This is a genomic window from Pukyongia salina (assembly GCF_002966125.1).
GTDB classification, from domain to species: domain Bacteria; phylum Bacteroidota; class Bacteroidia; order Flavobacteriales; family Flavobacteriaceae; genus Pukyongia; species Pukyongia salina.
The window spans coordinates 674,944-686,531 of record NZ_CP027062.1 but is presented as its reverse complement, the minus strand read 5'-3'; the positions used below and the strand labels follow the sequence as shown (position 1 = coordinate 686,531).

Here is an 11,588-nt window from a genome sequence, read left to right as displayed (position 1 = left end):
AAAATATTCGGCAAATATAAGGCTATTAAACCACCCAAATTTTGCGGTACGCAAGATACGATTATATTCCCAATTTTCCTATGCATGCATAATAAAATATTTTCTTCGGATTTTCGAATTCTAATCGAAAGTATATGGTTACTCATTAGGAGGTATCTAAATCACATTTGACTAATATATGGTATGTATTGTACTTAGATTTGATTCAGAAATATAAAATACAATATTATGAAAACCAGGTATTTAACAATCGCATTGCTCATGCTAATCACGTTAGTTTCCTGTGATAAGCAGGAGAGAGAAAGGAAGAAGAAACTCAAGCCCATCGCTCAGGAAAGTGTGGATTCATTCACTGCCGCGGTAAACGGGATCGATTGGCAAACTCATAATCCCCCGGGCCCACAGCACAATGAAGAGACAGGCAAGCCTTGTTTCCAATCGCTGATGAATATGTACGGCCAATTGGCAGACCTCGATATTGATGAAAGACGTTTTGACGAAATTTTGCGGGTATTCGACTTTTCCCGGCTAATCCAAAAACCTGTGGATGAAGGGAATTTCGGAGACATTGAAGGTGCCGATGTCGCTTTTCTGGCACATCCTGTTCGAGATAGAATCCTAATAAAGATCGATGCCGGGTATACAGCTGATGAGTTCGTGGATGAAGTTAAGGGTAACGGAGATCTTTCTGCGGCAGAGGAGGATGCCTTGAAAAATTTGTATGATAAATTTCTGGAAGAAATAAAAAAGGGGTATCACATCTTAAATGCGCGCTCCACAGAATTAGGCCAATGTACCTTCTCCGAACACCTTGCCGTACGTTTTAAGTCGGTTAACACAGGCGCAAAGCAGCTTCTATTCTCGGTTCACAGACAGGTTATTTTCGTTTGTAAATGTGGCGAGGATAATGGCCCTAACGATCCCCGTTTCGGATATATATCCTGGGAGAGTATTCTTACGGCGAATTACGAAAATAATGGACTTTACAATCTGGCGTTTACCGGAACTACAGCCCCGGAGCTTAAGGGAGCGCATATTGTTTGTTGTCGTAATAATAACCAGGAAGAGGGGAGCGGAGGTTCAGAAGAAGATGAAAATCATTAGTAGCCGAGATAGACAATTCTAAAATTTAGCTGAAATAAATAATAGAATTGTCTATTTTTGTCATTCTAATTTTCTGAAGCTTTCAATATGAAAACATTACAATTCCGGGAAGCAATAGCCGAGGCAATGAGTGAAGAGATGCGCCGTGATGAATCCATCTATCTAATGGGTGAAGAGGTTGCCGAATACAACGGGGCTTATAAAGCCAGTAAAGGTATGCTGGATGAATTTGGTGCAAAACGGGTTATCGATACTCCTATTTCCGAATTAGGTTTCTCTGGTATTGGTGTGGGTAGTGCGATGAATGGCAATAGGCCAATTATCGAATTTATGACCTTCAATTTCTCCTTGGTGGGAATTGACCAGATCATTAATAATGCTGCGAAAATGCGGCAGATGAGCGGTGGGCAGTTCAATATTCCTATTGTGTTCAGAGGGCCAACGGCTTCAGCAGGACAGCTAGCCGCAACCCACTCTCAGGCTTTCGAGAGCTGGTACGCTAATTGTCCCGGGTTAAAGGTTGTGGTTCCCAGTAATCCTGCAGATGCAAAGGGTTTACTGAAAAGCGCCATCCGTGACGACGACCCGGTAATCTTCATGGAAAGTGAGCAGATGTATGGTGATAAAGGGGAGGTTCCTGAAGGAGAATACCTTATACCTATTGGGGTAGCTGAAATAAAAAGAGAAGGCAAGGATGTTACGATCGTTTCCTTCGGAAAGATCATAAAAGAGGCCTATAAAGCAGCCGAAGAACTAGCGAATGAGGGTATAGAATGTGAGATCATCGACCTGCGTACCGTGCGGCCTATGGATCATAAAACCATCCTGGATTCGGTGAAAAAGACAAACCGACTTGTAATTCTGGAAGAGGCCTGGCCTTTTGGCAATGTGGCTACAGAAATCACTTACCAGGTTCAAATACAAGCGTTTGATTATCTTGATGCTCCCATTGTAAAACTTAATACTGGTGACACCCCTGCACCTTATTCGCCGGCACTACTTGAAGAATGGTTGCCAAATAGCAATGATGTGATCAAGGCCGTTAAAAAAGTGTTATATAAGTAGTTTTAACAAGTCAAATCACAATAACCAAATCACAAATAATCTCCAACCTTACAATTACTAAAATTCTAACTCCCGAATAATTTCATCATGGATGTTAGAAAAAACAAATAGAAAGCCCTTTGATCTAGAAGAACGAACTTTCTTGTTTGCGAAAGAAGTTCGTTTGTTCGCGAAGAATCTGCCAGCATCGGGTGCGAATAATGAAGATATTAAACAGCTAATTCGCTCGTCGGGTTCAATTGGTGCAAATTACATCGAAGCCAATGAGGCTGTAAGCAAAAAGGATTTTCTATTTCGGATAAAAATAAGTAAAAAAGAAGCGAAAGAGAGTGCATATTGGTTGAGACTTATTCTTGAAACCAATAAATTCTCAATTAAAGATTCCCCTGCACTTTTATTCAGGGAGGCTAATGAATTAAAGAAAATATTGTCAGCAATAATCGAAAAATCCAGTTGATTTGGCTATTGGTATTTGTAATTTATTTGAGATTTGTACTTTGAGTTTTGTGATTTTATTAAAAGGACATTATTAGAATTATTGTTTCTTTGTAGGCTTGAAATAGGCCGCTAAAATTTTTTTATATCCCTTTCGTTTCCTACTTATGAAGCATTCTTTACTTGCTTTTATTTTTCTTATCAGTATCCAGGCTTTGGCTCAAACCAAAGTAAGCGGAGTAGTAAATGACGAATTTGGTGACCCTGTGGCCTTTGCCAATGTGATCTTTAAAGATTCTAATGAGGGCACTATTACCAACGAAGATGGACGATTTTACCTGGAAAGTAGTGATTCTTACAGCGCGATCTGGGTGTCGTTTGTAGGGTACGAATTAAAGAATATAGAACTTACTGCCAGAGTTACCTACGATCTGTCCGTGGTCCTGAAAGAAGAGGCTTCATCCCTCGATGAGGTGGTGGTTTACAGTGGGAAAACTTCCAAAAAGGACAATCCTGCCCTGGTAATTCTTCGGAAAATTTGGGAGAATCGGCGTGAGAACGGAGTTAAGAAATTCGATCAGTACGAATACGATAAGTACGAAAAGCTAGAATTCGACCTGAATACCATAGATTCCGGCCTTATTAAGAGTAAAGTTTTTAAGGGAATGGAATTTGTCTGGGAACAGATAGACACCTCCAAAATTACCGGGAACAGCTACCTCCCTATTTTTATCAATGAGGCCTATTCTAAGGTTTACGGAGATAATCTGCTAAATGAAGAAAAGGAGATCCTGGAGGGGAATAAGAATTCGGGTTTTGAAAATAATCAAACGCTAATTGCATTCATAAAAGATCTCTACAAAGAGTACGATGTCTACGACAATTATATGAAGTTCTTCGATAAGGCTTTTACCAGCCCCTTGTCGAAAACGGGCATAGATGTTTATAACTACGTATTGCTGGATAGCGCCTTTCGCGATAATAAATGGTGTTATAATATAGTTTACTATCCGCGTAGAAAGAACGAACTTACCTTCAAAGGAGATTTCTGGGTAAACGATACTACCTGGGCGATCAAAGAGATCAATCTTCAGGCTTCTAAAAGTGCAAACCTAAACTGGGTGAGAGAGGTGTACATCGAACAGGAATTTGATGTGCTGAACGACTCTATCTTTCTTATTACAAGAGACTATTTCCTATCCGATTTCAGTTTAAAGAAGAAAGAAGGAGCCCGTGGTATCTACGGAAAGCGAACAACCTTATACGATAATTACCAATTTGACCGGGTAAAGGATAAGAAATTCTATAGTGAGCAAACAGATCCGTATGCATACGAGATCTACAACCGCCCTGATGATTTCTGGGAACAGCGGCGAATGGAAAGTCTAAGTAAGGATGAGAAGGGGGTCTATAAAATGCTTGACACCCTAAAGACCATACCCAGATTCAAATCGCTTTACAATATTGCCGCAACCCTCGCATCCGGTTACTATGAAGTAGGTAATTTCGACATAGGGCCGGTATTTTCTGTCTTCGGATTCAATGAGGCCGAAGGCCTTCGTATCCGTCTCGGTGGCCGAACGTATTTCAGTCAGAATGACCCATGGAGGCTCGAGGTTTTTGGCGCCTATGGTTTTAGGGATGAACGGTTCAAGTACGGAGTCTCGGGTAAATGGTTACTCGATAGAAAATCCAGACTCACCGTATTTGGGGGAAACAGGAAGGACGTAGAGCAAACAGGAGCCAGTCTTACCACCAGTAACGATGTGCTGGGACGAAGTTTGGCGTCATCTTCACTAATTACAGTGGGAGCCAACGACAAACTATCACGAATCAATCTAAGTACTGCAGGATTTAGCATGGAGCCTGCGAAGAATTTAAAGTTTCAGCTTACCGGATCGTATAGAACATTGGAGTCTGCCACCGAAACCTTTAGTCTGGATTATTTCGACCAGAACGGTGAGATACAGAGTGAGATATCGCAACCTGAGATAGAGTTTGCTGTTTTCTACACGCCCAGGCGAAAGACCTCCGGATATGGGGTGGAGCGAACCATCATCAACGACGGGGATTTTCCTTCTTTCTATTTGGGTTATACCTATGGATTAAAGGACGTTCTGGGAGGAGATTTCGAATATAATAAGCTTCAGGCACTGTACACTCAACCATGGAATATTGGAGGTTTAGGGAGATTATGGAGTACTATCGAGGTGGGGAAGATCTACGATCCGGTACCTCTCGGCCTTTTAAGTCCCATTCCTGGAAACCAGACCTTATTTAGTATTTATAATGCTTTTACTAACCTGGATTTTTACGAATTCGTTACCGATAGTTATGCAAGTCTGCATTTACAGCATAATTTTGGTGGTAGGATCTTCTCTCGCGTTCCTTTACTTAGAAAACTAGACCTCAGGGAAGTAGTAGGATTTAGGGCCGCTTATGGAACAATTTCCGATGAAAACATCGCCTTGAATGCACCTAACGGATTATTAATGCAGGCGCCTGAAGATATCTACTGGGAGTGGAGCGTTGGAGTGGGTAATATCTTCCGGGTGTTCCGTCTTGATTTCAATTTCCGTGGGAACTACCTGGGAAATCCCGACGCACGTAAATTTGGGGTTACCGGGGTATTTGGGTTTTCGTTTTAAAATCTACGATTTTTATCTTAACTACCCTCAAAAATTTTCTTACTTTTGCAACCGCAAAAAAGAAGACATTTCTAACTAAATAAACAATAATGGAACAGAACATTATCTATGTACCAATCGCACTTTCTGTATTAGGCCTCATTTTCATGCTCATCAAAATGAGCTGGGTTAAGAAACAAGCTGCCGGAAGTGAACGGATGCAATTCATTTCCAAAAGTATTAAAGAAGGAGCGCTTGCCTTCCTCAACGCAGAGTACCGACTACTATTGATCTTTGCTATCGTAGCTGCCGGACTTTTATTCTTCATATCTACCCAGGTAGAGTCTACCAGTTGGATGATCGTACCAGCTTTCGTTTTTGGAGCGATCTTTTCGGCGGCGGCAGGAAATATCGGGATGCGCGTTGCTACCGAAGCCAATACCAGAACTGCCGAAGCAGCCAAAACAAGTCTTCCACAGGCTCTGAAAGTGTCTTTTGGAGGTGGAACCGTAATGGGACTTGGTGTTGCCGGATTAGCCGTTTTAGGCCTTAGTCTGTTCTTCTTTTTCTTCGTAGGACAATTTATGGGAAATCCCGACGGATCTTTCTACGATAATATGACCATTGTACTTGAGGCTCTAGCCGGATTCTCCCTTGGTGCTGAAAGTATAGCGTTATTCGCACGTGTGGGTGGTGGAATCTACACCAAAGCCGCCGACGTAGGAGCCGACCTTGTAGGAAAAGTAGAGGCGGGAATTCCTGAAGATGATCCTCGTAACCCTGCAACCATTGCAGATAACGTTGGAGATAACGTAGGTGATGTTGCCGGAATGGGAGCCGACCTGTTTGGTAGTTACGTTGCAACAGTTCTTGCTTCTATGGTATTAGGTAACTATGTAATTAGAGATATGAGCATGGGAACTCAGTTCACCGATGCATTTAATAATATGGGACCAATTCTGCTTCCTCTTGTGATAGCTGGAGTTGGGATCCTTGCTTCTATTATCGGGACCTTTATCGTAAAGATCAAAAATAACGATGCGAAAGAAGCACAGGTTCAAAGAGCCCTGGATATGGGTAACTGGACTGCCATCATTCTAACACTGGTTGCCAGCTGGTTTCTTATTCGCTGGATGCTTCCGGAAACGATGACTATGAACTTCTTTGGAGAAGGTGCTAAAGAAATACCTTCCAGACATGTATTCTATGCCTGTATGATAGGTCTTGCCGTGGGAGCCCTTATCTCTTACGTGACGGCTCATTTTACCAGCCTTGGTAAAAAGCCGGTAATGGATATCGTAAAAAATTCTTCCACAGGTGCCGCAACCAACATCATCGCCGGATTGGCGGTAGGTATGCGATCTACCTTCTGGAGTGTACTACTATTTGCAGCTGCTATCTACGGGTCTTACGAGTTAGCTGGATTCTATGGTGTGGCTCTGGCCGCTTCTGCTATGATGGCGACTACAGCCATGCAATTGGCTATCGATGCTTTTGGTCCTATTGCAGATAACGCGGGTGGCGTTGCCGAAATGAGTGAACTGGAACCTCACGTTCGTGAGCGAACCGATATTCTGGATTCTGTTGGAAATACAACTGCCGCAGTTGGTAAAGGTTTCGCCATTGCTTCTGCCGCTTTAACAGCTCTTGCTCTTTTCGCTGCCTATGTAACCTTTACAGGCATCGATGGAATTAATATCTTCCGTGCAGATGTATTGGCCATGTTGTTTGTAGGAGGTATGATTCCTGTAGTATTCTCTGCCATGGCAATGAAATCTGTAGGTAAGGCAGCCATGGAAATGGTGAAAGAAGTTAGAAGACAGTTTCGAGACATCCCTGGGATCATGGAAGGAACCGGTACTCCTGAATATGCTAAATGTGTTGATATTTCAACCCAGGCAGCTCTTAAGGAAATGCTGTTGCCCGGTCTGCTTACCATCGTTACCCCTGTGGTGATCGGTTTAGTGTTTGGTGCAGAACCTCTTGGAGGTTATATGGCCGGAGTATGTGTAAGTGGAGTGATGTGGGCCATCTTCCAGAACAATGCAGGTGGTGCATGGGATAATGCTAAGAAGTCTTTCGAAGCAGGAGTAATGATCGATGGTGAAATGACCTATAAAGGAAGTGAAGCGCACAAAGCAGCTGTAACAGGAGATACTGTTGGAGATCCGTTTAAAGATACCTCGGGTCCTTCTATGAATATCCTTATAAAACTTACTTGTCTTGTTGGATTGGTGATCGCTCCTATCCTGGGTTCAGGACATGGTCATGCCGATAGCGGAGTTCATACTTCCGATGAGATGATCTTTATCGACGAAGATGGAAACAAAACCGTTTTAACCGATAAATCGAATAACAAGATGGTGGCCGATAAGGCCAAGGTTTCAAAAGAGGTGAAAGTGGAGATGTCTACCGAAGGTGATGTTACCACAGCTAAAGTAACTATCGAAACTACCAGAGATGGTGAAACTACTTCAGAAACAAAAACCTTTACAGGAACCGAAGAAGAAGTACGAGCACAGATCGAAGCCTTAAAGGATGTTGATGTCAACGTCGAAAAAGGTGAGAAAGTGATCGAAAAGGTTGTAGAAGAAATTGAAGAGGAAAATTAATTTATTTTTCTTCTGAAGAAAAGCCCGAACGCAAGTTTCGGGCTTTTTTTGTGCTTATTTTTGAAATAATCCGTGGATCTCGGCGTCTATCTTTTCTACTACCTTACCCAGGTGCTCGGGATTGTCCACAAAATTGATGTTATCCACATCAAAAACAATTAGGTTGCCTTTGTCGTATTCCTGTATCCAGGCTTCATAGCGTTCGTTTAGTCTGCTTAGATAATCTATACTGATAGAATTCTCGTACTCACGTCCACGGGCATGAATTTGCTGAACCAGGTTAGGGATACTACTTCGCAGATAAATTAACAGGTCCGGCCCTTTGGTCACACTCTCCATCAGGTCGAATAGCGAACGGTAGTTCTCAAAATCCCTATTGGTCATTAACCCCATGGCGTGCAGGTTAGGCGCAAAAATATAGGCGTCTTCGTAAATTGTGCGGTCTTGTATGATATTCTTACCACTTTCACGAATATCCAGGATCTGGCGAAATCGACTGTTCAGGAAATAAACCTGCAGATTGAAACTCCATCGTTCCATCTGATTGTAGAAATCGTCCAGATAAGGGTTGTCCTCAACATCTTCGTAATGCGCCTTCCACTTGTAGTGCTTGGCGAGTAATCTGGTGAGGGTGGTCTTTCCGGAGCCTATGTTTCCTGCAATTGCAACATGCATAAATATTATTGCTTAGGTTGGGTTAGTGTAAAAGAATGGACGCTTAATCCGTCATAAATATACAGGAAATCTTGGGTAAGCTGCAAGTCTTTAACGTTGTTTTCGGGGAGTGGAACTTTTAACGGATTAAGTAATAGAACAGTATCCGAATCGAGTTGCGCCTGAAAATGAATCTCATTGTTTTTTACGGCTATCAGTTGTTCATTTTGCTGAATGATCTTCTCAAATCCTTCTGCAAAAGTTTCAGATAAAAAACTTCCGTAGATATTGTATTTCTGAATCGACTCTGTTGTAAGAACATAGCAGTAATTGAAATCGCTCGCCAACCCTAAAACCGAACTCGATATGGGTTGAGATATCAAAGTTTTCCTGCCGCTTCGGTAATTATACAGCTCGAGTTGCTGCGTCTCAATATTGAATATCCACAACTGGTTATTTCCGGCATTAGTTGCCATGGCTACATTGATAAATTGTGGAAGGTTGTTAAAACTTATTCGTTCGATCTCATTAAGACGGTTATCCACTAGAACGACCGTATTGGTTTCTTCGTAAAAAACAACAACATTCAGGGGATTGATGATATCGACCGATGAAACAGGTCCTAATTGAAAATCCCTAAAAACGAAATCTCCTAATGGCCCTGTTTTATGCAGAACCATATCTTTGATGAAGTAGGTATTCTTATAAGAATCTATCCCTACAAAGGTGTCGACATCCAGGGGCCTGGAATCTACTTTCTTCAGCATTTGGGCCGAAAGTGTAGCCGAACATAATAAAAGTAAAAAAGCAAAGCTTTTCATATGCAACAATATACAAAAAGCAACGTAGAAATTAGCAGATTAGTTTATAACCATACCCTCTAATATTCACTATCTGAATACTCTTATCCTTTTTTAATTTCTTCCGAAGACGGCTAATAAACACATCCATACTCCGCCCACTAAAGAAATCATCATTTTGCCATAACTTTTTAAGAATGAAAGATCTATCCAGAACGGCATTTCTATTGGCATTTAGGTGTAGCAGTAACTGTGACTCCCTGTGCGTAAGTGCAATACTCTCATCATCCATATATCGTAGCGATTGGTTCTTTGGGTTAAACACGTATTTACCAATGTTACATTCGGTTTCATCTTGATTATTATGCTCTGTTTTAAGGAGATTTTCAATACGCACAATAAGCTCTTCCATGCTAAAAGGTTTTTTCAGATAATCATTACCGCCCAGGGTAAAGCCTTCAACAACGTCGTGAGTTTGAGACTTGGCAGTAAGAAAGATAATAGGAATGTCTTTGTCGTGCCGCCGGATCTCCCTGGCTAAGGTAAATCCGTCCATTTTTGGCATCATAACGTCCAGCACCATTAGTTGTGGACTGCTTTCATGATATTTGGCTTCGGCTTCCTTCCCGTCCTTACAAAATACTACCTCAAAACCACGGGTTTCCAGACTTTCTTTAACGATCTGCCCCAGGGAAGGTTCGTCTTCAGCCAGTAATATTTTAGTTTTGGTTCGCATAGGGTAAGTGTATCTTGAAGGTAGTAAATTTGTCGAGAAGCAGATCGATGGAACCGCCGTGCTTTTCTATGATCTTCTTGGTATAATAAAGGCCAATTCCGAAGCCTTTAATATCGTGAGTATTTCCTTTGGGCACCCGGTAGAACTTCTCAAAAACCCGTTTCCTATGTTGTTCGGTTAGCTCATTGCCCGAATCGCTAATCTCAATTTCCACTCCGGCCGCTTGTTTTTCTATGGTAACAATTATTTCCTCTCCTCCGTATTTAACGGCGTTGTCGATAACATTATTGAGAGCGTTTTCGAAGTGAAAAACATCCACCTCGTACATAATACTGTCCTCCTTGCTCTTAAAGGAGATACGTTTGTCTGAGGTCTCATAGATCTCCTTTAAAGTAGTTTTTTCCAGCATTTCCACCAGGTTTGTTGTTTCCAGATTCAACTTTAATTTCTCACTGTCCAGCGTGGCGGTCTCCAATAACTTTTCAACCATTACATTGAGCTTGTTTACCTGATCATGGGATATTTTAGCATAACGTATATTCTTTTCAATGTCTTGTTCGGTGTTGAATTCCTGTATGGCCTCCATGGCCACACCGATGGTAGCAATTGGAGTTTTAAATTCATGAGTGATGTTATTTATAAGGTCGTTTTTGAGTTCAGACAATTGTTTTTGCTGCCGGATGATCCTTAAAAGGTACAATAAACATAAGATCACAGCCGTAACCAGGACAAATGATAAAAACAGCCCCAGAAGATTTTTCTTTAAGACTGTTAAGGTGATATTACCAAAGTGCGCCGTTAGGGCATAATCGTGAAATGAATAAGGAGATTGTGCCGTTGTAGTCAACTTCGAACTTTCGATCTTCTCCGGTCTTAATTGCTCTGTTAATCCCATTATCCCTTCGTAGGAGAGCCCATAATCTAAAGTAATATTCTTACGTCCCAGTTCATTTAAGAACAAGGTGTCGAGGGTTTTTAAAGAGAGGGAGTCTTCGGTTATGGAAACAATAATTTTGGAAGAAAGTGATGTGATGGGATCCTGGCTGCTGTCGTTCATCTCCCAGGTTCTTTTCAGGATCTTCCCTTTCTCAGCACTATCCACGATCATAATTTGTATTTCGGTACTATCCTTCAAAGCAGCATGCGTCAACGAAGATCGTTGGTGAATATTTTCGGTAAAAACCCCAACGCCTAATTTATTTAAAATAGAATCCTTGTTAAACGATACACTATCCACCATATCGATTGATGAGAATTTCATTCCTTCAGAGATCAAACTAAAGGATTGCTCTTTGGCGATTTCAGAATAATACCGTTCCACGGCATTATCCAGGCTAGTTTGTACATCGTTTATCAGCTGCTGCTTTCCCACCTCATAATTCTTATAATTCCAGTATACCTGGATGCAGAAAGTGGCAACGATCACAGCTGCAATGAAATACAGAATACTTTTGTACTTTAAATTATTCATAATCCAAAAGTAGGAAGTATTTCCGGGTGGCTGGCAAGGCGTTAACACACGTTAACACAGCTTAACTCAAATTAAAACCAGCTT

At 41.6% G+C, this 11,588-nt stretch carries 9 protein-coding genes; 5 read left to right on the top strand and 4 right to left on the bottom strand.

Annotation, left to right across the window (positions count from 1 at the left end; translation table 11 throughout):
• The first annotated feature begins 228 nt into the window (after positions 1-228).
• The 5 genes from C5O00_RS03125 (at position 229) to C5O00_RS03105 (ending at position 7,843) form a co-directional block, all read left to right on the top strand.
• Positions 229-1,104 (top strand): hypothetical protein, encoded by an 876-nt coding sequence (locus tag C5O00_RS03125; RefSeq protein ID WP_105214859.1) that lies wholly within the window; start codon positions 229-231, stop codon positions 1,102-1,104.
• An 87-nt stretch (positions 1,105-1,191) separates the two neighbouring features.
• Positions 1,192-2,169 (top strand): pyruvate dehydrogenase complex E1 component subunit beta, encoded by a 978-nt coding sequence (locus tag C5O00_RS03120; RefSeq protein WP_105214857.1) that lies wholly within the window; start codon positions 1,192-1,194, stop codon positions 2,167-2,169.
• A 91-nt stretch (positions 2,170-2,260) separates the two neighbouring features.
• The gene (locus tag C5O00_RS03115; protein WP_105214855.1) at positions 2,261-2,626 is read left to right on the top strand and encodes a four helix bundle protein; all 366 of its coding nucleotides are present in this window, start codon (positions 2,261-2,263) and stop codon (positions 2,624-2,626) included.
• Positions 2,627-2,771: 145 nt separating this feature from the next.
• Entirely contained in the window at positions 2,772-5,252 is a 2,481-nt protein-coding gene (locus tag C5O00_RS03110) for a DUF5686 and carboxypeptidase-like regulatory domain-containing protein (RefSeq protein WP_105214853.1), read from the top strand.
• A gap of 89 nt (positions 5,253-5,341) precedes the next feature.
• Positions 5,342-7,843, top strand: a complete 2,502-nt coding sequence (locus tag C5O00_RS03105) for a sodium-translocating pyrophosphatase (protein WP_105214851.1) — start codon at positions 5,342-5,344, stop codon at positions 7,841-7,843.
• A gap of 54 nt (positions 7,844-7,897) precedes the next feature.
• Here the strand turns inward: C5O00_RS03105 and C5O00_RS03100 are convergent, their stop codons facing one another.
• The 4 genes from C5O00_RS03100 to C5O00_RS03085 are packed head-to-tail and all read right to left on the bottom strand — an operon-like array spanning position 7,898 to position 11,504.
• Positions 7,898-8,518, bottom strand: coding sequence for a deoxynucleoside kinase (locus tag C5O00_RS03100; RefSeq protein WP_105214849.1), 621 nt, complete (start codon positions 8,516-8,518; stop codon positions 7,898-7,900).
• Positions 8,519-8,523: 5 nt separating this feature from the next.
• On the bottom strand, positions 8,524-9,318 hold the full coding sequence (locus tag C5O00_RS03095; protein ID WP_105214847.1) for a hypothetical protein: 795 nt from the start codon (positions 9,316-9,318) through the stop codon (positions 8,524-8,526).
• 31 nt (positions 9,319-9,349) lie between these two features.
• On the bottom strand, positions 9,350-10,033 hold the full coding sequence (locus C5O00_RS03090; protein WP_105214845.1) for a response regulator transcription factor: 684 nt from the start codon (positions 10,031-10,033) through the stop codon (positions 9,350-9,352).
• The gene (locus C5O00_RS03085) at positions 10,017-11,504 is read right to left on the bottom strand and encodes a sensor histidine kinase (RefSeq protein ID WP_105214843.1); all 1,488 of its coding nucleotides are present in this window, start codon (positions 11,502-11,504) and stop codon (positions 10,017-10,019) included. The genes C5O00_RS03090 and C5O00_RS03085 overlap by 17 nt, the downstream gene beginning before the upstream one ends.
• Positions 11,505-11,588: the final 84 nt, after the last annotated feature.

Coding starts and splice junctions, on each gene's coding strand:
- C5O00_RS03125 (WP_105214859.1), top strand. CDS start 229: ATGAAAACCAGGTATTTAACAATCGCATTGCTCATGCTAATCACGTTA.
- C5O00_RS03120 (WP_105214857.1), top strand. CDS start 1,192: ATGAAAACATTACAATTCCGGGAAGCAATAGCCGAGGCAATGAGTGAA.
- C5O00_RS03115 (WP_105214855.1), top strand. CDS start 2,261: ATGTTAGAAAAAACAAATAGAAAGCCCTTTGATCTAGAAGAACGAACT.
- C5O00_RS03110 (WP_105214853.1), top strand. CDS start 2,772: ATGAAGCATTCTTTACTTGCTTTTATTTTTCTTATCAGTATCCAGGCT.
- C5O00_RS03105 (WP_105214851.1), top strand. CDS start 5,342: ATGGAACAGAACATTATCTATGTACCAATCGCACTTTCTGTATTAGGC.
- C5O00_RS03100 (WP_105214849.1), bottom strand. CDS start 8,518: ATGCATGTTGCAATTGCAGGAAACATAGGCTCCGGAAAGACCACCCTC.
- C5O00_RS03095 (WP_105214847.1), bottom strand. CDS start 9,318: ATGAAAAGCTTTGCTTTTTTACTTTTATTATGTTCGGCTACACTTTCG.
- C5O00_RS03090 (WP_105214845.1), bottom strand. CDS start 10,033: ATGCGAACCAAAACTAAAATATTACTGGCTGAAGACGAACCTTCCCTG.
- C5O00_RS03085 (WP_105214843.1), bottom strand. CDS start 11,504: ATGAATAATTTAAAGTACAAAAGTATTCTGTATTTCATTGCAGCTGTG.